We start from the raw sequence: 21,602 nt of genomic DNA on the forward strand, positions 1-21,602 counted from the left end.
AAGGCCAACCGGTACATATGGCGAAAATCTCCCTGAAGCTTGATGAATTGATCGACGGCGACGCCTTGCGCCGCGAGATGACCGCCCTGACGACGGCCACGGCCGGCGACGGCTCCGGACCGGCCGCCCGCGCCGGCGTTCTCCAGCTTCTCAAGGGCCGGCTCGCCGAAGGCCGCAGAACAGCCGAGGCCATGCTGAGGCAGGATGGCGGCGGCAATGCCTGCGCCGAGCGGCTGTCGCATCTGATGGATGAGCTGATCCGCGCGCTCTACGATTTCGCGGCGACCCATGTCTACCGTGTGAAGAACCGGTCGGCGGCCGAACGCATGGCCGTCGTTGCCGTCGGCGGCTATGGCCGCGGCACGCTGGCGCCGGGATCCGACATCGACCTGTTGTTCCTGCTGCCCTACAAGCAGACGCCCTGGGGCGAACAAACAGTCGAATACATGCTCTACATGCTGTGGGATCTCGGGCTGAAGGTCGGCCATGCCACCCGCAACATCGACGAGTGCCTGAGGCTTTCGCGCACCGACATCACCATCCGCACCTCGATCCTGGAAGCGCGCTTCCTGTGGGGCGAACGCAAGCTCTATGACGAACTGATGCTGCGCTTCGACCACGAGTTGGTGCGCACGACCGGCCCGGAATATGTGCAGGCCAAACTCGCCGAGCGGGACGAGCGCCATGCCAAGGCCGGCGAAAGCCGCTATCTGGTCGAGCCCAACGTCAAGGACGGCAAGGGCGGCTTGCGCGACCTGCAGACGCTGTTCTGGATCGGCAAGTATTTCTACCGCGTGCGCACCGGCGAGGAGCTGGTCGAGAAAGGCGTTTTCACCGAGGCCGAGTACCGGGAATTCCAGAAGGCCGAGGATTTCCTGTGGGCGGTGCGCTGCCACATGCATTTCCTCACCGGCAAGGCCGAGGAACGGCTGCATTTCGACATCCAGCGCGAGATCGCCGAGCGGCTCGGCTACACCACCCATCCCGGCCTGTCGGCGGTCGAGCGCTTCATGAAGCACTACTTCCTCGTCGCCAAGGATGTCGGCGACCTGACCCGCATCTTCTGCGCCGCGCTGGAGGAGGAGCAGGCCAAGCATGTGCCGGGCTTCAACCGCATCTTCCTCACCTTCCAGCGCCGCAAGCGCAAGCTCGCCGGTACCTCGGACTTCATCGTCGACAACCACCGCATCAACATCGCCGACGACACCGTGTTCGAGCGCGATCCGGTCAATCTGCTCAGACTGTTCTGGTTCGCCGACAAGCACGGGCTGGAATTCCACCCCGACGCGCTGAAACTGCTGACCCGCTCGCTCGGCCTGGTCAACAAATCTCTGCGGCGCGACGAGGAAGCCAACCGGCTGTTCCTCGACATATTGACGTCGGACCGCAATGCCGAACTCAACCTGCGGCGCATGAACGAGGCAGGGCTGCTGGGCAAGCTGATCCCCGACTTCGGCAAGATCGTCGCCATGATGCAGTTCTCGATGTACCACCACTACACGGTCGACGAGCACCTGATCCGCTGCATCGGCGTGCTGGCCGAGATCGAACGCGGCGATGGCGAGAAGGTGCATCCGCTGTCGCATTCGTTGATGCCGGGGCTGAAGAAGAGCCGCGAAGCGCTCTATGTCGCCGTGCTGCTGCACGACATCGCCAAGGGCAGGCCGGAGGATCATTCCGAGGCCGGCGCCAGGATCGCGCGGCGCATCTGCCCGCATATGGGGCTGTCGCCAGCCGACACCGAAACGGTCGCCTGGCTGGTCGAGAACCATCTCGCCATGTCGATGACGGCGCAGACCCGCGATCTCAACGACCGCAAGACCATCGAGGATTTCGCCTCGATCGTCCAATCGGTCGAGCGGCTGAAGCTGCTTCTGATCCTCACCGTCTGCGACATCAGGGGCGTCGGACCAGGCGTCTGGAACGGCTGGAAGGGGCAGTTGCTGCGCACGCTCTACTACGAGACCGAACTGCTCCTGACCGGCGGCTTTTCGGAAGTGTCGCGCGCCGAGCGCACGACGGCGGCGCGCGAGCGGCTGGCCGAGGCATTGGCCGGCTGGCCGGCGAAGGAGCGCAAGCGCTATGTCGCCCAGCATTACGAAAACTACCTTTTGACCGTCGACCTGCCGGACCAGCTTCGCCATGCGGAATTCGTTCGGGAGGCGGACGCCGCCGGCAAAATGCTCGCCACCATGGTCAAGACATATGAATTCGAGGCGGTGACCGAGATCACGGTGCTGGCGCAGGATCATCCGCGCCTGCTTTCGGTGATTGCAGGCGCTTGTGCCGCCGCCGGCGGCAACATTGTCGACGCGCAGATCTTCACCACTTCCGACGGGCGCGCGCTGGATTCGATCCTGATCTCGCGGGAGTTCGACCTTGACGAGGACGAGCGCCGGCGCGCCGAGCGCGTCGGCCGGCTGATCGAGGACGTGCTGTCGGGCAAGAGCTGGCTGCCGGAGATGATCGAGAAGCGGACGAAGCCCAGGCGCGGCGCCAAAGTGTTCAAAATCCCGCCGCGCGCCGAAATCCGCAACACGCTGTCGAACCGGTTTTCGGTCATCGAGGTCGAGGGGCTCGATCGCCCCGGCCTGCTGTCGGAGATCACCGGGACGCTATCCGACCTGTCGCTCGACATCGCATCGGCGCACATCACCACTTTCGGCGAGAAGGTCATCGACACTTTCTATGTCACCGACCTCACCGGCCAGAAGATCGACAGCCCGGCCCGCATCGCCACCATCCGCAACCGGCTGATGGCGACGCTCGAAGGCACCGCGCCCGAACGCGGCGGCAAGGCCAAGGCGGCCGCCGAGTGACTGCCATCATCACTTTGTCCCAATCCCACAGGCAGTCTTAGAGCGCATGAGCCTCGTCAAGAAATTCGCAACGGTCGCTTCCGGCACGCTGATGAGCCGCGCACTCGGCTTCGGCCGCGAGATGCTGATGGCGGCGGCACTCGGCACCGGGCCGGTCGCCGACGCCTTCAACGCCGCCTTCCAGTTTCCCAACACGTTTCGCCGGCTGTTCGCCGAGGGCGCCTTCAATGCAGCCTTCGTGCCGCTGTTCGCCAAGGAGATCGAGACCCATGGCACCGATGGCGCCAAGCGCTTCTCCGAGGAAGTGTTCGGCGTGCTGTTCACGGCGCTGCTGGCGCTGACGATCGCCATGGAACTGGCGATGCCGCTGATCGTGCGCTATCTGGTGGCGCCGGGCTTTGCCGAGACGCCGGGCAAGTTCGAGACGACGGTCACGCTGGCGACGATCATGTTCCCCTACCTGATCTGCATGTCGCTCGCCGCCATGATGGCCGGCATGCTGAATTCGCTGCGCCGCTATTTCGCGGCTGCCATCGCACCCGCTTTCCTGAACATCATCCTGATCAGCGTGCTTGGCTATGCATGGTACCATGGCCTGGATGCGCGCGCCGTCGGCTTCGGCCTGTCCTGGGGCGTGCTGGCGGCGGGCATCGTGCAACTCGCCATCGTCTGGGTCGCGGTACGCAATGCCGGCATCGCGATCGGTTTCCGCCGGCCGAAGATGACGCCCAATGTCAAGCGGCTGCTGATCCTGGCGCTGCCGGCGGCCATCACTGGCGGCATCACCCAGATCAACCAGTTGATCGGAACGGCTATCGCCTCGGCGCAGAACAGCGCGGTGTCCTCGCTTGCCTATGCCGACCGCATCTACCAGCTGCCGCTTGGCGTCGTCGGTGTGGCTGTGGCGATCGTGCTCTTGCCCGAGCTGTCGCGGGCGCTGAAATCAGGCAATCTCATCGAGGCGGCCAACCTGCAGAACCGTTCCGTCGAGTTCACCCTGTTCATGACCCTGCCGGCGGCGGCGGCATTGTGGGTGATGTCGGAACCGATCGTGCGGCTGGTGTACGAACGTGGCGCCTTCGCGGCCAACCACTCGACGCCGACGGTGGCGCCGATCCTGGCAATCTTCGGGCTCGGCCTGCCGGCCTTCGTGCTGATCAAGGCCTTCACCCCAGGCTATTTCGCGCGTGAGGACACCCGCACGCCGATGATCTTCGCCGCCATCTCGGTGGCGGTGAACGTTGCCACCGCGCTGACCCTGTTTCCATCGATGGGCGCACCCGGCATTGCCGTGGCCTCGGCCGTGGCCGGCTGGGTCAACGCCCTGATGCTGCTTGGCATGCTGATCCGGCGCGGCCATTGGGGCCGCGACGTGCCGCTTCTGAGACGCATTCCACGTCTGGTGCTGTCGGCGATCGTGATGGGCATCGCCCTGTACTTCGCCGAACATTGGCTGGCCGCCAGGATTGGTCCGGGTTCGCCGCTGGTGGTCAAGGCGACTACGATCCTGGCGCTGGTGGGCGGGGGTGCGGCTCTCTACTTCTTCATGGCGTTTGCCACCGGCGGTGCCGATTTCGGCATGATCCGGCGCAACGTGAAGCGCAAGGGGTCGCCGGCGCCCAAGGAACAGTCTCCAGATCAGTGAGCAGCCCCTTGATCCTCCGCGCCCTCTCGTCCATAAGCGCGCCGTCGCAAGACTTTCGCCGCGCGCGGTTTCCAGCCGCGTGATTGGCTCCGAAAGGTCTGCAACTTTTCGGAATCACGCTGATACGGCCCTCCACAAGCCCCGAGGAAAAACATGTCCGCTTTCAAGCCACTCGTCTTCTCCGGTGTCCAGCCGACCGGCAATCTGCACCTCGGCAATTATCTGGGCGCCATCAAGAAATTCGTCGCCCTGCAGGATACGTCCGATTGCATCTACTGCGTCGTCGACCTGCATTCGCTGACCGCGCAGCTCGTCCATGACGACCTTGCCGACCAGACGCGGTCGATCACCGCCGCCTTTCTTGCCTCCGGCATCGATTCGAAGAAACACATCGTCTTCAACCAATCGCGGGTGATGCAGCACGCCGAACTCGCCTGGATCTTCAATTGCGTCGCGCGCATCGGCTGGATGAACAAGATGACGCAGTTCAAGGACAAGGCCGGCAAAGACCGCGAGAACGCTTCGCTGGGTCTGCTCGCCTATCCCTCGCTGATGGCTGCCGACATCCTGCTCTATCGCGCCACCCATGTGCCGGTCGGCGAAGACCAGAAGCAGCATCTGGAGCTGACCCGCGACATCGCGCAGAAATTCAACAACGATTTTTCGGACCGCATCGCCAGGCTTGGCGTCGGCGTCGAGATGCAGGTGGGCGAGGAGACGGTGAACGGCTTCTTCCCGATCACCGAGCCGGTCATCGGCGGCCCGGCCGCGCGCATCATGAGCCTGCGTGACGGCTCGAAGAAAATGTCGAAGTCGGACCCGTCGGACCTGTCGCGCATCAACCTGACGGACGATGCCGACACCATCTCGAAGAAGATCCGCAAGGCCAAGACCGATCCGGAGGCCTTGCCTGGTGAAGTCGATGGGCTGGAGAGCCGTCCCGAGGCGGAGAACCTTGTCGGCATCTATGCGGGCCTCGCCGAGATATCGAAGGCCGACGTGCTGAAGGAGTTCGGCGGCCAGCAGTTTTCCGTCTTCAAGCCGGCGCTCGCCGATCTCGCCGTGGAGAAGTTGGCCCCGATCGCGAGCGAGATGCGCCGCATCCAAGGTGACCGCGCCTATGTCGACGCGGTGCTGAGGGACGGCGGCGAGCGCGCCGGCGCTCTCGCCGAAACGACGATGAGGACGGTGCGTGATATCATTGGGCTGCTGCAGGGCTGATCCCTATCTTCACCATGATGGCCGAAGACATATTGGCCCAAGACATCCTGGCCTAAGACCGGCGGCTTGCCGCCGGTCTGCTGCAGTGGCAGATTGCGGTCGAAAAGATATCGAGTAGATAGATATGGTCTCCAAACGCCTCAGCCGCGAAGCCGGTCATCGCAGGAAATTCCTGACGATCATCGATGACACGCCCGAGTGCGAGCGCGCCGTCGCCTACGCTTCGAAGCGGGCGCAGAGCACCAGCGGCACGCTGGTGCTGCTCTATGTCATCGTGCCGGATGATTTCCAGCACTGGCTGGGCGTCGAGAAGATCATGCGCGAGGAGGCCACCGCCACGGCGCGCGCGGCCCTCGACGGCTATGCCAACAAGGTGCGCCAGAAGCTCGGAATCGAACCGGAGATGGTGGTGCGCGAGGGCAAGCCGACGGAAGAGATCCACAAGCTGATCGAGGAAGACCAGGACATCGCCATCCTGGTGCTGGCGGCGGGCGCTGGCAAGGAAGGACCGGGGCCGCTGGTCGGCGCGGTGGCCGGCAAGGGCGCCGCCTTCCCCATTCCGGTCACCGTCGTGCCGCAAAACCTGTCCGACGAGGAGATCGACAGCCTCGCCTGAGATCCGCCCGGGATTCAATTCCTCCAGCCAGATCCTTGGCAAAACATTCCGCCAGCCAGCCGTTCGGGCGATGCGTTTGGCTTGAATGTCCGGCCGATAGAGCCTATTTAGAATCATTCCAAACTATCTGCCCTGATCGGGCACGGAGACGGCCATGTTCATCCAGACCGAATCGACGCCAAATCCGGCGACGCTGAAATTCCTGCCTGGCAAGGAAGTTCTGCTCGAAGGCACCGCCGATTTCCGCGACGCCGACAGCGCGGCGGCCGCCTCGCCGCTGGCCGGTCGGCTGTTCGAAATCCCCGGCGTCACCGGCGTCTTCTTCGGCTACGACTTCATCACCGTGACCAAGGACGGCCCCGACTGGCAGCACCTGAAGCCAGCGATCCTGGGCGCCATCATGGAGCATTTCATGTCCGGCGCGCCTGTCATGGCCAAGACCGGCCCGGCCGCCGAGACCAGCCAGACCGGCGAATTCTATGACAAGGCGGACGAGGAACTCGTCATCACCATCAAGGAACTGCTCGACACAAGAGTGCGCCCGGCGGTGGCGCAGGATGGCGGCGACATCACCTTCCGCGGCTTCGAGAACGGCACGGTGTTCCTGCACATGAAGGGCGCCTGCGCCGGTTGCCCGTCATCGACGGCGACGCTGAAGCACGGCATCCAGAACCTGCTTCGGCATTTCGTGCCTGAGGTGCAGCAGGTCGAACAGGTCGCCTGATTCTTCCGCTCGCCGCCTGTCTATTCGCGAATAACAAAAAACCGGGCCGAATTGCCCGGTTTTCTGTTTGGGACGTCCGTTGTTGCCTAGACGGTCCGCGTACGAAACTTGTTTGCCGTTTGGCCAAGCCCTGACGGGCATGGCCTATATCACGATGACCTTGGCGCCGACCGAGGCGCGGTCATAGAGATCGATGATGTCCTGGTTCATCAGCCGGATGCAGCCAGACGACATGGCCTTGCCGATCGAGTTCCATTCCGGGCTGCCGTGCAGGCGGTAACCCATGTCACCGCCCTTGTTGAACAGATACATGGCGCGCGCGCCGAGCGGGTTCTTCAGGCCCGGCTCCATGCCGCCGGCGAACTTGGCGAGCTCCGGCTGACGCTTGATCATCTGTGAAGGCGGCGTCCAGGTAGGCCATTCACGCTTGATCGCGATATGGGCCGTGCCATGCCACTCGAAGCCCTCGCGGCCAACGCCGATTCCGTAGCGGATCGCGCGTCCGCCGCCCTCGACGAAATAGAGGAACTTGTTCTGCGTATCGACGATGATGGTGCCCGGCTTTTCCTTGGTGTCGTAGTTCACTTCCTGCCGGTGGAACTGCCTCGGCACCCTTTCGATCGGGATGCGCGGCAGTTGATAACCAGCATCGGTCACCGCGCCATAGTCGTTGGAGAAAATCTGTCCGCCGATGGTGCTGCAACCGGCGATAGCAGTGGACAGCGCCAATGCGGCAAATATTGCAAGCGACTTCATGCGCATGAGGTGATCCGGTGCCCCGCCCAAACGTCAGCAGCACGAGTCGGCCGCTTTCTCGCCATTCATGCTGGCATTTGCTTTGCTTGCCAAGCACGCGATGCCTATATGCGGGGACTTACGCGCTGGTAAGCATATCACTATGGCATTTCGGCAACAGCCTTCACCGGATTGTGAAGGAAATTCAATGGGGCAAATCGAGAAGCCCGCAAAAACGAGGAAACCGCCATGAATGTCGGCGACGCCGCCCACCGTTCAGGCCTGCCGGCCAAGACCATCCGTTACTATGAGGAGATCGGCCTGATCGCGCCCGCGCGCGCCGCCAATGGCTACCGCGACTATTCCGGCGACGACATCCACCGGCTGACGTTTTTGCGCCGCGCGCGCAACCTCGGCTTTTCCATCGACGATTGCCGCCAGTTGATGGCGCTCTACCAGGATCGCGGCCGCGCCAGCCACGACGTGCGCGAGATCGCCGCCGCCCATGTCACGGCGATCGAGGAGAAGGTACGCGAATTGCAGTCGATGCGCTCGACCCTGCAGAAACTGATCCACGCCTGCCACGGTGACGAGCGGCCGGATTGCCCGATCTTGGATGATATGGCGGGGACGGTGGAACGCGAACCGACCGCCGTCGGACGTCAATAGGTCCAAGAAAGCCGATGGGGCTCGGAGAGTTCAGCGCACATTCGTCGCCCAATCCCGGAAGGTCTCCAGAAGCGAACGCAAATGCAGCGGGCCGCCAGCCCCCTCAAACACGTTGTCCTTCGTCCAGCATGTCCACCAGTCGGTTGGATGCCCGCGATTGTGCGTGATCGGATCAAGGGTGCGCCCGTCGCAGTCCGTCCCCACAAGGTCGATTTTCAAGGACCAGCCGGGGTTATCGATGGTGCTGATCGAAGGACCAAACCGATGCTCCCAAACACCATCGCATTGGGCTTCGTACCAGCGGGCCAACCAATCCAGAACGTCCATCCGGTCAAACTAGCGAAACGGCAGCGGCATGGGAAGAAGGCGTGCGCCAAGGCGGGGCTGTCAGGTGTATAATCGCCGGACAGGACCGGTGCAGCGGGCGGCCGACTAGCCTTACATGCCAAGGGCCTTCATTATCTGAATTCCCAGCAAGACCATCACCGACATGGTCATAAAAAATATTCGAACGAACCAAACAAACGTGATGCGTCTCTTTCGCAATAACCAGCACACCGTAAATGCGATGCTCATCGGGAATACCAGAACAATGAGCACAAAGGCTGTCAAAGCCACAGCAAAGTCCCCCCACAAGTAGGAACCAAGTCATAACGCGAACGGCCCGCCTTATGGAAGGGCAGGCCGTTCTTTGTTTCCGTGTTTCAGCTTGTTTTCTCGTGTTTTGCCAATGTCTCCGAGAGACTGAATTTGACCTAGACCGATGTCAGGCTCGGAATCTACGCTCAGCTTTTGGTCTGTCAAATATATAATCGCCATCGATAAGGCGATTATCTGGTTGACAAACCCAACGTTTGATGTTACAAGATAACAACTCGCGAGACAGAACGGCCTGCCCTTCCATAAGGCGGGCCGTTCGCGTTAGGATTGCAGTTCCTGCTTAGGGAAGGGGAACTATGTTTTCGCGAGGTGTCACGGTTGATCTAATTTTCACCGCTGCAGCGGGCGTCGCTACTATCGTATGCGTGCTCTTGTCTCAAAGGTACAAGGTCAAGCGGTCACTTCTTATCCGCTTGTTTTTCTTAATCATGTTTGGGGCAATTCTGCTGGAGATGCAGGTGGCAGTCGCTCTCGGGGTTTTTATTCCAACATCAGGCGCCCCATAGGCGGGGCCTACCCAGCCGTAGGGGAATGGCTACAGGACTTGTAGGAGACCACCGGTTCCGCAAAATAGATCAATCTTCGCTATTCCTTGGGCTTCTTTTTCGGACGGTCATCTGGATGCACCCACCACTCCGGTCGAGCGTATTCCGCTGGTCGGCGGATATAGCCTTTTAGTCCGGGGACCATCGCTGGCATGATGCACTCTTCCAGTTGGTCAAAGCTCATCACGAAATGAGAGATGCAATAGGGGATAACTTTGTCAGGAACGTTCTTCGTCGGCGGCGCCACTCCCACCAATCCCTTCTTAGGGTGCCTGTCAGCGAAAAACTTGGCCGTTGCCGCTTGATCCGAATCGGCGCTCAGAAGAAACGCCCAATCGAAAATATCGTCCTCGGCATCCATCATAAGCGACAGGGCAAGGTTGATATCCGACTGTTTCTCGCTCCTCTTTTTGCTCTCTGGATCGACTACGTGGTGCCCTTTCAGGATCGTCACGCCGCAAGCGATTTGGGCCGAATTGAAGCTGTTATGACGGTCCCGTTTCCCGGCATCGTCTTGAGGCACGGCTGTGCAGCAAACGGCCTTAACCAGGGTTAGGCCGTTCTTCCGACAGAATATCTCTCCCAGTTTCCAAAGGCTCGCCCACTTAAGGAAGGCCTCGCCTTTTTCATGGATTGGATGGTAGAGGTTGAACCCGTCGACATAAAGCGCCGCACGTTTTCCCTCGGGCGGGTCTTGATCTTTCCCCAATTCTACACTACCTTGCGCTCACATCGTTGCGCTGCTCTCAGTGCAACCGCCCCAGCGCTCCGGCGACTGGGGTTTTCCTTTTTTAGGGCTATTTTCAATCAGTTTGGCGCTTTTGGCGCACCATATTCTTTATCTGTTCCGCCGTAAGTTTTGGTGCCTTGGCAATCTTCTTCACAACCGCCTCGAAGGATTCGTCGGATTGGTCGGTTTTCAGATCCCGCGCCGCTTCGCGGAATTTGTCGATCTGCGGCTTTTTGTCGGGCATGATCTCAACCTAGACGTTTTCAGGTGAATCTGATACGCAATGGCGCGAAGATGCCGATGCTATGGACGCACCGCCACCTTCGTTCTTACCCCTTGTGGAAGGGGGCAGGGTGAACCGCCGTTAGGCGGCTACCGGTATTCTCCGGGTCATGAACCACATGACACATCCTCCTTTCTCGCTTGGGCTCTGTGTCGCGACCGCCGGCAAGCTAAACCGCGACACACTCGATCTCTTAGGCAGCGGCCTCCTCATCGGAGCCGCTGCTTTCGGTTTCAGGAAGAGGTAGAGAATACGTGTCTCCCTCTTTAACTAGATTTCCCCTCTCCCTCTCCCTAGCGAGGAGATTATAGAGTGAGTTCCGGTTCTTGGTAACAGCCAAGTCGGGAGGAGGATCGTTTAGCAAACTCTCGACGATTTCGCTTGTGGTCAGCCCCTTCGGATGAAGCGAGAGAAGTCGGGCGACAGCCGCTTCGTTTGGAGACATCTGCCAACTGTTGCTCGCCGCTGTATAGGGCGTGTCTTCAACGAGTCCGGCGGCGACATCATTCATGAAACGTTTGTAGCCAGAGGGCGAGAATAGACGACCGTTGTGTTTGACGATCATCTGCCGCGATTCTAGTTTTGCAATCCCTCCATAGAAAGCCTTATCCGTCCGTTGAAGCGTTTCGCCTAGGTGGGTCTTCAAAAGACCTTCCTTCAATTCCTGGTACGTTAAGCCGCGTCCTTCATCTTGAATGACCCTATGGATTGTAGCGGTCCATGTCTGGTTGCTGGCGCGCCTTGTGGCTGGCGTTGCTATCGCGCTCTTGGATGGTACCTGCGGCTTTTCGGGCTCCGGCACACTCGCCGCACCCGGCTTTTCGTCATCAATGGAGACCGGGCTCTCGTCGTCCATCGCATCCATGAACGCCGACGCCGCTTCGATCAGCTTGTTTAGCCGTGTGCGCTTGTTCTTGATGCGCGCCTCCTCTTCGGCATGACGCGCCTTCATAGCGGACTCCTCCGTAACAAGCTGCTCAAGCTGAGCTTGCCATTTTCGGACGTCGGCGTGAGTGGGGAATGCGTGGTCGCTCATTTTGCCTCTACCTCTTGGCTGTCATGTAACAGCCTCCAAGTGAGTCGGCAAGCCACATAGGGGAGGGATAACTATGAGCTAGTTCTTGCGCCTTGCATATCGCCAGAGCGGCAATTCCAACTGCACCGCCTTTCGGAAGTGTGTTCGCTTCGCGTCAAGCAGGTCTTTGATAGGTGAGGCGCTTACCAGCGGCACCCTTCAACGCGATGAAAGCGCGGGTGCCGTCATCCACGCCCATGGCAATACGGTTCGAATAGCGGAAGTCGAATTCGGCAAGGTAGCGGTGCAGATGCTGTTCGCCACAATGCTGATAGACGCCTTTCATGCCGCGCTTGAAGATGCTGTAGAAGCCTTCGACGGTGTTCGTGTGGATGGTCTTTTCGCCTTCGTAGCGCACGTATTCGTCCTTGGAATGCGTGACGACATCGTGGGAAGCGAATTCCTGGCCCGCGCGGCGATACATGCCAGCTTCGTCAGTCATCAAGGCGCTTTCCTTGGCGATGTTGGCGCGAACGATAGGCATGACGGTGCCAATGCGGGCGGTATCGACGTGAAAGGAACGGGCGCGGCCACCACGTTCGACAAGCGTGAAGACAGAGTTCTTGTGCGCGCCGCCACCAGTCTTAACCGGAGTGCCCTTCAAGCGACCGATATACGTCTCGTCAACTTCCACCGTCTTGCCGTTGCCGCCCATTGGGGCAAGCTCGCCAGACGCCATTGCAAGGCGAATGCGGTGGCACAGGAACCAAGCGGCCTCATAGGTGCATTCGAGTATGCGGTGCATCTGGTGGGCGCTGATGCCCTTCTTTGAGGCGCACATAAGGTGGATAGCCTGTAGCCACTTGGTCAGCGGCAAATGGCTTTCCTCAAAGATCGAACCCATGCGGACGGTGAACTGCGAACGGCAGGCGCTGCACTTGTACAGGCCGTGACGCTCGACACCGTTCGGGTTCTTTTTGGAAGGCTTGGTGCGAACGCCCTTCAAGGCGTAGTGGCGATCAACGCTACCGCACTTCGGGCAAACAGGACCATTCGGCCACAGTATGGATTCCACATGCTCGAAAGCCTTGGCTTCGTCGTGGAATTCGGGGCGGGACAGAACGGACATGGAAATCTCCTATGCCCTTACCCTACGTAATCTATTTGGGTTTGTCAACCAGATAATCGCCATCGATAAACAGGTTCAAACCGTGAACAAAATCAGGCATGGTGCCGCCATGCCGATCATCTCGCCGATTCCCCTCAACCCCCTCATCGACGGACGCCAGTCCGAACGCGCGCTACTGGTGCGGCGCGGCGTGCAGCGGCTGCTGATGCAGATGGGCGCCCATGTGCTGCCTGAACTTTCGCTGGCCACGGGCCGGCGCGCCGATCTCGTTGCGCTGACGCGCCAGGGCGACATCTGGATCATCGAGATCAAATCCTCGATCGAGGATTTCAGGGTCGACCGCAAATGGCCCGACTACCGGCTGCATTCCGACCGCTTCTTCTTCGCCACCCATCCCGGCGTGCCGGCGGACATCTTTCCGGAAGAGTGCGGATTCATCCTCTCCGACGGCTATGGCGCCGAAATCCTGCGCGACGCGCCGGAGCACCGCATGGTGGCGGCGACGCGCAAGGCGCTGATGCTGCGCATCGCGCGCGCCGGTGCCTCGCGGCTGCTGGCTGCGGAACTGGCCGGTGTGTCGGTGCCGGTGCTGGAGGGGGAGAGCGAGTAGCTGCCATCGAAAGCTGGCGACGTGTGGTCGCCTTTCAGCGTTTGCGCTGCCCCTCATCTGCCTGCCGGCGTTCGTCGTTCGAAAAGCCAAGCAATTGGCTTTTCGTCCGCTACGCGGACCACTTCTCCACTCCCCGTATAGTGACGGGGAGAAGGACGCTTTCATCGCGGATTTCGCCAGTTTTCAGCGTTTGCAAAAGAAGCGCCAAGGGGCGGCAGTGTCCCTTCTCCCCGTTCCACGGGGAGAAGGTGCCGGCAGGCAGATGAGGGGCGGCGCGGCGTCTGCCAGAAGCGCGGACGCTATTCCTCGTCCTCTTCCACCCCTCCCGCTGCCGGCGCCAGCAAAAGCACCGCCGCGCCGAGGATGGCGGCGATGAAGGAGCCGGCGAGAATGCCGACCTTGACGGCGTCCTGCAGGGCCACATCGCCGGCGAAGGCGAGCAGGCCGATGAACAGGCTCATGGTGAAGCCGATGCCGCAGAGCAGCGACACGCCGAGCATTTGCGACCAGCCGGCATGGCCGGGCAGGTCGGCCAGGCCGAGCCGGATGGCAAGCGCGGAGGAGCCGAAGACGCCGATGAGCTTGCCGACCACGAGGCCGGCGGCGACGCCCAGCGTCAACGGCTCGATCAGCGCGCCAAGGCTCAGGCCGGCGAGCGAAACACCGGCATTGGCGAAGCCGAAGATCGGGACGACTATGAATGCCACGAGCTTGTGCAGGCCGTGCTCGAGCCGGTGCAGGGGCGAATGCTCGAGGTCGTGCTCGATGCCGGCGGCGCGTTCAAGCGGAATGGTGAGCGCAAGGGCCACGCCGGCAAGCGTGGCGTGGACGCCCGACTTCAGCACCAGCACCCACAGGATGGCGCCAAGCACGAGATAGGGCGCCAGCGTCATCACCCGCATGCGATTGAGCATGACGAGCACGGCGATGACGGCGAAGGCGGCGCCGAGATAGGCCAGCGACAGACCGCTGGTATAGAATATGGCGATGATGATCACGGCGCCGAGATCGTCGATGATGGCAAGCGCCGTGAGGAAGACCTTCAGCGAGGCCGGCACGCGGCTACCGAGTAGCGACAGCACGCCGAGCGCGAAGGCGATGTCGGTGGCGGTCGGTATCGCCCAGCCGGGCAAGGCCGGCCCGTTGTTGCGGTTGATGGCGACATAGACAAGGGCAGGAACCACCATGCCGCCGGCGGCCGCGATGCCGGGCAGCACGCGCCTGGGCCAGGTCGAAAGCTGGCCGTCCAGCATCTCGCGTTTGATCTCAAGCCCGACGAGCAGGAAGAACACCGCCATCAGCCCATCATTGACCCAGTGCGAGATGCTGAGCGGGCCGAGATAGGCGTGGAGAACGGAGAAGTAGGTCTCGGCAAGCGGCGAATTGGCGACGATGAGCGCCAGGGCGGCCGCCACCATCAGAATGATGCCGCCGGCCGCCTCGCTGTCGAGAAATTCGCGGAAAACGGAGACCGGCCGCTGTTTCAAATCCTGCATGTCGCCTCCGTCATCGTTTCCAAGCGTTTGCGCCGCCCCTCACCTGCCTGCCGGCATCCTCTCCCGTATAGTGACGGGGAGAGGGGCGCTGTCATCGATGGTTTCGCCAATTACCAATATCGCAAGCGATTGCCTGCGTGCTTCGGCGATCAGCGCGGCGCGCGCTTGGCGAGGATCCGCTGCAGCGTGCGGCGGTGCATGTTGAGCCGGCGCGCGGTCTCGGAGACGTTGCGCTCGCACATTTCGTAGACGCGCTGGATATGTTCCCAGCGCACACGGTCGGCCGACATCGGGTTTTCGGGGGGTGCCGCGCGCTCACCTGTCGTGCGGGTGAGCGCGGCAAAGACATCGTCGGCATCGGCCGGCTTCGACAGATAGTCGACGGCGCCGAGTTTCACCGCTGTCACCGCGGTGGCGATGTTGCCGTAACCGGTCAGGATGATGGTGCGGGAATCCTCGCGTTTCTCGCGGATGGCGGCGACGACATCGAGGCCGTTGCCGTCGCCAAGCCGCATGTCGACCACGGCATAGGCGGGCGGGTTGGCGCGCGCCTTGCCCACCGCCTCCTCGACGCTCTCGGCGGTTTCGACCACGAAGCCCCTGGTTTCCATGGCGCGAGCGAGGCGGGTCAGGAATGGTTTGTCGTCATCGACGATCAGAAGCGAAGTGTCCTCGCCCTCGACCATTGCGCCAATAAATTCATCGCCTGTCATCGTCTCGAAAATCCTGCTGCCTTAATTTTACGCAGATATAGTTTTGCGCCGCTATTGTCCAATCTACGCGGTGTCAAACATGGTGGCAGGGGCCGATTCCGGATTCAGGAAGACAGTTCTCGGCCATGAAATCCGCACCACCGCGCCCTCGCCCAGGCCGCTCGAGTTGCGGAAATCGAGCGCGGCGCCCGAGCGTTCGAGCAGCGTCTTGGCAATGAACAGGCCAAGCCCCAGGCCACCGCCGGCCTCCGTGCCCTGGCGCGTCGACATGTAAGGCTCGCCGATGCGGTCGATGATCTCAGGCGGAAAGCCGGGCCCGTCGTCGACAATCGAAAAGGTGACGGTCGCCTCGTCCCAGCTCCAGCTCACGGTGACGTTCTTGCGGGCGAAATCGACGGCGTTCTCGACCAGATTGCCGAGGCCATAGATGACGCCCGGATTGCGGCGCCCGACCGGCTCCGGCCCGGTCCGTTCGCCGGGGCGAAGCTTGATCGAAATGCCGAAGTCGCGATGCGGCGCGGTGACCTCCTCGACCAGCGAAGTCAGCGGCAAGCGGGACAGATGCGCCTCACCCTCGGACGACAGGCTGGTCAGGCGCTTGAGGATTTCGCGGCAACGCTCGCTCTGCGAGCGCAACAGCTTCACGTCATCGCCATATTTCGGGTCCTTGCCGAGCGCCTTTTCCATTTCCTTGGCGACGAGCGTGATGGTTGCGAGCGGCGTGCCGAGCTCGTGCGCGGCCGCGGCGGCCAGGCCGTCGAGCGCCGAAAGATGCTGCTCGCGCTGCAGCACCAGTTCGGTGGCGGCAAGCGCATTGGCCAGAAGCCGCGCTTCGGCGGCCACCCGGAAGGCATAGATGGCCGTGAAAGCGATCGAGGACAGCACCGCCATCCACATGCCGGCGACATAGATGAAGGGCATCACCAACGGCGCGCCTTCATACCAGGGCAACGGCAGATGGATGAACACAAGCAAGGTCGCCGCCATCATCACCAGCGCGCCGAGAATGGCGGTCAGGCGCAGGGGCAGCGATGTCGCCGAAATGACGACGGGCACGGTCATCAGCAGCGAGAACGGATTGGTCAGGCCGCCGGTCATATAGAGCAGGCCGGCAAGCTGCAGGCTGTCGAAGATCAGGATGCCGAAGGCGGCGAACGGGGTGAGCCGGTGCGCGGCCGGAAACCGGAAGGCCAGGAAGAGGTTCATCCAGGCCGAGCAGGCAATGAGCGCGAAGCACAGGCTGACCGGCAATGGGAACTTCAAACCATAAGCGACGACGAGCACCGTCACGCTCTGGCCGACGATAGCCAGCCAGCGCAGTCGGATCAGCGTGTTGAGCCGCAGCCGCTGGCTCTGCTGGAAGTCGGGTGCGCGCAAAACCTTGATCATCGCCATGGATTACAGCCGCGGAGCCGGGAACGCTAGGTCCGCTCCAATCCGATGGGGTCGGATTGAAGCTCTACTCCCTGTTGACCATGATCTTGTCTCAAAAACCGATTTCGCTTTTGGGATCATGCTCGTGGCTTGGCGCGGGCGGTGGCGGCGGCGAGCAGCGGATTTTCCGGCCAGACATGCTTGGGATAGCGGCCGCGCATGTCGGCGCGCACGTCGGCCCAGGAGCCGCGCCAGAATCCAGGCAGGTCGCGGGTCGTCTGGATCGGCCGGTGCGCCGGCGACAACAGTTCGAGCGTCAGCGGCACGGTGCCGTTGGCGATCGAGGGATGCCGGTCCAGCCCGAACAGTTCCTGCACGCGAACCGCCAGCACCGGCCATTCGCCGTCATAGCGGATCGGTACATGGCTGCCCGACGGGGCGTCGAAGTGGGTCGGCGCCAGCGCATCGACCTTGCGCCGCAGGTCATGCGGCACGAGCGAGGTCAGGCCAGCCGACACAACACCGGGATCGATGGCGGCCAGGGATGCGGCACCCGACAGGAAGGGCAACAGCCAGTCGTCAAGGCGCTCGAGAAGTGCTGCGTCCGACATGTCCGGCCAGGGCGACCCGAGGCCGCGATGCAGCCAGGAGAGCCGCTGGCGCAGCGTCTCGGCGTCCTTGCTCCAGCTCAGCAGCGACAGCCCGTGCTCGCGCAAGGCATCCAGGATGGCGCGATCGGCATCGGCGCCGGCCGGTGCCGGCAGCATGCGCTCGGCGAGCGTGACGGCGCCGAGGCGCACCGTTTCGCGCACGCGCACGGAGCGGCGATCGCGGTCGAAGCTCGTTTGCTTGCGCGTTTCGATCCGGTCGGCCAGTGTGGCGCGGATATCGTCCTCGTTTATTGCCGCCGCCGCCGCGATGCGCGCATTCTGCGCCTTGCCCTGCAGATCGGCGACGACCAGAAACGGCTCGCCCGCCAGGGGGTCGGCGGCATCGAGCATGGCGCCGGAGCCATTGGCCAGCACGAAGCGGCCGCGCTCGCCGCGTGCCTTGGCGACGCGGTCCGGCCAGGCGTGGATGAGGAGGGAACCGGCGGTCACATCCCCCTCCTCGTGGGGGTCCAAGGGGCGGGCGAGACCTGTGGCTCGCCCCGGTGTGTCGACCCCCGAAGCACCGTGGGGTGGAGGGATGGGTCGCGTGCCCGAACCGACCCCACCCCGTCTCTCTCGCTTCGCTGCGCTCAGCTCGGTCGCCGACCCTCCCCTAGAGGGGGATGGTAAGGCCTGCCTCGCCAGCCTCTCGGCCAGTTGCCGCGCGGCGGTGGCGCGCGGCGATCTTTCCTGGCGAAAGCGCATCAGCCGCCGTTCCAGATCGGCGCCGTCGCCGCCAAGGCCGCGTTCGGTGAGCAACACCGCGAGCATGGCCGCCTCGCCGGCGTGTCCGTTCCTGGCTGCTTCGGCGACCATATGCGCCAGCCGCACCGGGAGAGCGAGCTTGCGCATCGCGATGCCCGCTTGCGTCAGGCGCCCTGCCTCGTCGATGGCATGGAGCGCGCGCAGCAGCGTCCTTGCCTCGTTCAGTGCCGGAGCCGGCGGCGGGTCGAGAAAGGCGAGCCCGGTGGGATCGGCGACACCGAAGGCGGCGCAATCGAGCAGCAGGCCGGATAGGTCCGCTTCGAGGATTTCCGGCGGCGTGAAGGCGGGAAGCGCCGCCGTCTGCTCGGCGCGCCACAACCGGATCGCGACGCCGGCCTGCGTTCGGCCGGCGCGGCCGGCGCGCTGGTCGGCGGAAGCCTTGCTGACACGCACGGTCTCCAGCCTTGTCAGGCCGCTTGCCGGCTCATAGCGCGGCAGCCGCGACAGGCCGGAATCGATGACGACGCGCACGCCGTCGATGGTGATGGAGGTCTCGGCGATCGAGGTCGCCAGCACCACCTTGCGGCGTCTGGCCGACGCCGGCCTGATGGCCGCGTCCTGCGCCTTGCCGTCGAGCTGGCCATAGAGCGGCACGATGTCGGTGTCGGCGCCGACCTTGCCCGCCAGCCGTTCGGCGGTGCGCTCGATCTCGCGCTGGCCCGGCAGGAAAGCGAGCACGCTGCCGCTTTCTTCGGCAAGGGCCGCACGGATCGCCTTGGCCATGGCGTCCTCGACCGGAACGCCGGCCGGCCGCTCGTCGTAGCGGATATCGACAGGAAAGGCGCGGCCCTCGCTCTCGATCACCGGCGCTCCCGACAGGAGTTTCGCGACGCGGGCGCCATCGAGCGTTGCCGACATGACGGCCAATCGCAGGTCGGGCCGCAGCGCACCTTGTACGTCGAGCGCCAGCGCAAGGCCGAAATCGCCGTCGAGCGAGCGCTCGTGGAATTCGTCGAAAATGATAGCGGAGACGCCGGGAAGTTCGGGATCATCAAGAATCATGCGGGAAAGCACGCCTTCGGTGACGACCAGGATTCTGGTCCGGGCCGACGTGCGGTTCTCCATGCGCATGGCGTAGCCGACGGTGCCGCCGGGCTCCTCGCCCAGCAGTTCGGCCATGCGGCGGGCGGCGGCGCGGGCGGCGAGCCGGCGCGGTTCGAGCAGCACGATCTTGCCGGCTCCCAGCCAGGACGCATCGAGCAGTGCCAATGGCACCAGCGTCGTCTTGCCGGCGCCGGGCGGCGCCACCAGCACGGCGCTGTTGCCATCACCGAGCGCTTCAACAAGCGCCGGCAGCACGGCTGTGACCGGAAGTTCCGGCAGGTGTCTGGTCGTCATCGCGTTCGCATATCAGCGGTCGCGGTCGCTCTGCAATGTGTACGGCCTCAAAGCCTGGTCCGTGAAAACGGGTTCCAGCGCACCGTGCCGAGCCGCACCTCCTCGCGCACCATCGTCAGCAGACCGGAACCGCCGACCACCGCCAGACCGACCAGCGACAGCCAGTCGGGATATTCCTGGAAGAACAGCGCGCCGAGGATGACCGCCCAGACGATCTGCGAATAATGCGTCGGCGCAATCCGGTTGGCGGGCGCGTATTTGGCGGCCAGAAGCTGCATGAATTGCCCGCAGGCCGTGAAAGCGCCCGCCATCGCCAGCCAGACAAGCTGCATGGCATTTGGCAGGGTGAGCGAAGTGGTGGCGGCCCCGAGCCCGTTGAACAGCAGGCCATAACCGACAAGCACGCCGAGCATCGATGTACGCTTTTCCTGCTGGGCGAGTGATCGCATCAGGATGACGCTGGTCGCGGCGAGGAAGGCATTCACGAAGGCCGCCAGATGGCCGAGGTTCAATTCGCGAAAACCCGGACGCACCACCAGCATCACGCCAGCGAAGCCGGCGATGACGGCCAGCCAGCGCCAGGGACCGACCTTTTCCTTCAGGATGACGGTCGACAGGATGGTGACCAGCAAAGGCGCCAGGAAGATCAACGCGTAGACTTCGGCAAGCGGAATATGGGTGAAGGCGTAGACGCTGAGCACGCCCGACGCGATGCCGGCAAAGGCCCGCGCCTGCACGGCCAATGGCCGTTTCATGCGCCAGAAATGGCGCCAGCGTTCGCCCGCCGGGCGGGTGAAGAACAGGAAAAAGCCAGCAAACAAGGTGGCGAAAAAGCCGATCTCGAAGACGGTGAACTGCCCGCCCAGGCTCTTGATAACGGCATCGCTGCCCGAATAACTTGCGTAGGCGATGAGGGCGAGCAGGATTCCGTTCGGCACGTTTTTCCATTTCCGGGAGAGAGTAGCGTGAAAATACTGGCGCTCGGCGCGCATCCCGACGACATCGAGATTTTCATGTTCGGTACGATGGCCGCCTATGCGGCGCAAGGCGCAGAACTGACTTTTGCCGTGGCCACGGATGGTGCCAGGGGCGGCAAGAGTGATCCCCGGGTTCTGGCCCGTGTCCGCCGCGAGGAAGCGACGGCCGCGGCCGCGCTGCTTGGCGCAGCGCCGCGCTTCCTCGACTTTCCCGATGGCGAGCTGGTGGCCGACGGCGCTCTTATCGGCGCGTTGAAAACGCTTCTATGCGAGATTGGACCGGATCTGGTGATCACGCACGCCCCCAACGACTATCACGCCGATCATCGGTCCCTGTCTGACGGCGTGCGCATCGCGGCCTCGTTCGCCGTCCCCGTGCTGCATGCCGACACGATGGGCGGCACCGGGTTCGCGCCCACGCACTATGTCGATATTTCCGCCTATCGGGATATCAAAACGCAGGCGATCAGGGCGCACCGCTCGCAGGGGCCGGAGCAATATGTCGACAGGGCGCGCATCCAAAATGAATTTCGCGCCGGCCAATGCAACAGCCTCCCCGGTTCATTGGCGGAGGCCTTCCGCTTCGAGCCCAGATTTCCCTTCGCCGATATACGGGCATTGTTGCCGCCGGCGCCACCCCTGCGGCCGGTGATGCCAAACCCGAGCACCGCCAACGAGGCCGGCTGAGCGACTGCCAGAGGAACCCGGCGGTCATTTCCCAACGATTTCAAGCGCCCGCTCGTCATGTTGCGGCGCAGCAACGAATTCGCTTGCCTTGTTTAGTAAAAATTGCATCACTAAACAAATTACTAAACATCGGCAGTGCTGCCGCGCCGCCATGTTTGGGCCCCTGAGGAGAGGGTTGAGGATTTTGAAACCGTCATTCGG

General features: G+C 62.8%; 19 protein-coding genes. 8 read left to right on the top strand and 11 right to left on the bottom strand.

What is annotated here, in order from left to right; all coding sequences use genetic code 11:
* Nucleotides 1-17: 17 nt before the first annotated feature.
* The 5 genes from FJ930_RS07895 to FJ930_RS07915 all read left to right on the top strand — a co-directional run bounded on the left by FJ930_RS07895 (nucleotide 18) and on the right by FJ930_RS07915 (nucleotide 7,025).
* Complete coding sequence (locus FJ930_RS07895) at nucleotides 18-2,819, top strand: [protein-PII] uridylyltransferase (protein ID WP_141836589.1); 2,802 nt, start codon at nucleotides 18-20, stop codon at nucleotides 2,817-2,819.
* Between the two features lie 46 nt (nucleotides 2,820-2,865).
* Nucleotides 2,866-4,464: a murein biosynthesis integral membrane protein MurJ gene (gene murJ, locus FJ930_RS07900; protein ID WP_141836591.1), complete on the top strand. Its 1,599-nt coding sequence runs from the start codon at nucleotides 2,866-2,868 to the stop codon at nucleotides 4,462-4,464.
* 153 nt (nucleotides 4,465-4,617) lie between these two features.
* The gene (gene trpS, locus FJ930_RS07905) at nucleotides 4,618-5,685 is read left to right on the top strand and encodes a tryptophan--tRNA ligase (protein WP_141836593.1); all 1,068 of its coding nucleotides are present in this window, start codon (nucleotides 4,618-4,620) and stop codon (nucleotides 5,683-5,685) included.
* Nucleotides 5,686-5,809: 124 nt separating this feature from the next.
* Nucleotides 5,810-6,301 carry a universal stress protein gene (locus FJ930_RS07910; RefSeq protein WP_140744643.1) on the top strand — a complete coding sequence of 164 codons (492 nt, stop codon included), beginning with the start codon at nucleotides 5,810-5,812 and terminating at the stop codon, nucleotides 6,299-6,301.
* Between the two features lie 154 nt (nucleotides 6,302-6,455).
* Nucleotides 6,456-7,025 (top strand): NifU family protein, encoded by a 570-nt coding sequence (locus FJ930_RS07915; RefSeq protein ID WP_140744644.1) that lies wholly within the window; start codon nucleotides 6,456-6,458, stop codon nucleotides 7,023-7,025.
* A 144-nt stretch (nucleotides 7,026-7,169) separates the two neighbouring features.
* On the opposite strand, the gene FJ930_RS07920 is transcribed toward FJ930_RS07915, so the two are convergent.
* The gene (locus FJ930_RS07920) at nucleotides 7,170-7,787 is read right to left on the bottom strand and encodes a L,D-transpeptidase (RefSeq protein ID WP_141836595.1); all 618 of its coding nucleotides are present in this window, start codon (nucleotides 7,785-7,787) and stop codon (nucleotides 7,170-7,172) included.
* 222 nt (nucleotides 7,788-8,009) lie between these two features.
* On the opposite strand from FJ930_RS07920, the gene cueR reads away from it, so the two are divergent.
* Nucleotides 8,010-8,429, top strand: a complete 420-nt coding sequence (gene cueR / locus FJ930_RS07925; protein ID WP_140744646.1) for a Cu(I)-responsive transcriptional regulator — start codon at nucleotides 8,010-8,012, stop codon at nucleotides 8,427-8,429.
* Nucleotides 8,430-8,459: 30 nt separating this feature from the next.
* On the opposite strand, the gene FJ930_RS07930 is transcribed toward cueR, so the two are convergent.
* The 5 genes from FJ930_RS07930 to FJ930_RS07945 form a co-directional block, all read right to left on the bottom strand.
* The gene (locus FJ930_RS07930) at nucleotides 8,460-8,756 is read right to left on the bottom strand and encodes an immunity 53 family protein (protein ID WP_140744647.1); all 297 of its coding nucleotides are present in this window, start codon (nucleotides 8,754-8,756) and stop codon (nucleotides 8,460-8,462) included.
* Between the two features lie 918 nt (nucleotides 8,757-9,674).
* Complete coding sequence (locus tag FJ930_RS07935) at nucleotides 9,675-10,343, bottom strand: NYN domain-containing protein (RefSeq protein ID WP_141836597.1); 669 nt, start codon at nucleotides 10,341-10,343, stop codon at nucleotides 9,675-9,677.
* Nucleotides 10,344-10,437: 94 nt separating this feature from the next.
* Nucleotides 10,438-10,608 (bottom strand): hypothetical protein, encoded by a 171-nt coding sequence (locus FJ930_RS30035; RefSeq protein WP_181763313.1) that lies wholly within the window; start codon nucleotides 10,606-10,608, stop codon nucleotides 10,438-10,440.
* Nucleotides 10,609-10,840: 232 nt separating this feature from the next.
* Complete coding sequence (locus FJ930_RS07940; RefSeq protein WP_141836600.1) at nucleotides 10,841-11,683, bottom strand: hypothetical protein; 843 nt, start codon at nucleotides 11,681-11,683, stop codon at nucleotides 10,841-10,843.
* Nucleotides 11,684-11,837: 154 nt separating this feature from the next.
* Complete coding sequence (locus tag FJ930_RS07945; protein WP_141836602.1) at nucleotides 11,838-12,791, bottom strand: IS1595 family transposase; 954 nt, start codon at nucleotides 12,789-12,791, stop codon at nucleotides 11,838-11,840.
* A 109-nt stretch (nucleotides 12,792-12,900) separates the two neighbouring features.
* Here FJ930_RS07945 and FJ930_RS07950 point away from each other — a divergent pair, with 109 nt between their 5' ends.
* Entirely contained in the window at nucleotides 12,901-13,401 is a 501-nt protein-coding gene (locus FJ930_RS07950; RefSeq protein WP_141836918.1) for an MmcB family DNA repair protein, read from the top strand.
* A gap of 299 nt (nucleotides 13,402-13,700) precedes the next feature.
* Here the strand turns inward: FJ930_RS07950 and nhaA are convergent, their stop codons facing one another.
* The 5 genes from nhaA to FJ930_RS07980 form a co-directional block, all read right to left on the bottom strand.
* A complete protein-coding gene (gene nhaA / locus FJ930_RS07960; RefSeq protein WP_141836604.1) occupies nucleotides 13,701-14,897 on the bottom strand; it encodes a Na+/H+ antiporter NhaA in 1,197 nt (398 codons plus the stop codon).
* Between the two features lie 149 nt (nucleotides 14,898-15,046).
* Entirely contained in the window at nucleotides 15,047-15,610 is a 564-nt protein-coding gene (locus tag FJ930_RS07965) for an ActR/PrrA/RegA family redox response regulator transcription factor (protein ID WP_141836606.1), read from the bottom strand.
* Between the two features lie 63 nt (nucleotides 15,611-15,673).
* Nucleotides 15,674-17,005 carry an ActS/PrrB/RegB family redox-sensitive histidine kinase gene (locus tag FJ930_RS07970; RefSeq protein WP_140745247.1) on the bottom strand — a complete coding sequence of 444 codons (1,332 nt, stop codon included), beginning with the start codon at nucleotides 17,003-17,005 and terminating at the stop codon, nucleotides 15,674-15,676.
* A gap of 116 nt (nucleotides 17,006-17,121) precedes the next feature.
* Nucleotides 17,122-19,737 (bottom strand): ATP-dependent helicase HrpB, encoded by a 2,616-nt coding sequence (hrpB, locus tag FJ930_RS07975; RefSeq protein ID WP_141836609.1) that lies wholly within the window; start codon nucleotides 19,735-19,737, stop codon nucleotides 17,122-17,124.
* A gap of 47 nt (nucleotides 19,738-19,784) precedes the next feature.
* Nucleotides 19,785-20,675 (bottom strand): DMT family transporter, encoded by an 891-nt coding sequence (locus FJ930_RS07980; protein WP_141836611.1) that lies wholly within the window; start codon nucleotides 20,673-20,675, stop codon nucleotides 19,785-19,787.
* A 27-nt stretch (nucleotides 20,676-20,702) separates the two neighbouring features.
* Here FJ930_RS07980 and FJ930_RS07985 point away from each other — a divergent pair, with 27 nt between their 5' ends.
* Nucleotides 20,703-21,401 carry a PIG-L deacetylase family protein gene (locus FJ930_RS07985; RefSeq protein WP_140745242.1) on the top strand — a complete coding sequence of 233 codons (699 nt, stop codon included), beginning with the start codon at nucleotides 20,703-20,705 and terminating at the stop codon, nucleotides 21,399-21,401.
* The last annotated feature ends 201 nt before the right edge of the window (nucleotides 21,402-21,602 follow it).

It is taken from the genome of Mesorhizobium sp. B2-4-15 (genome assembly GCF_006658505.1).
GTDB lineage: Bacteria > Pseudomonadota > Alphaproteobacteria > Rhizobiales > Rhizobiaceae > Mesorhizobium.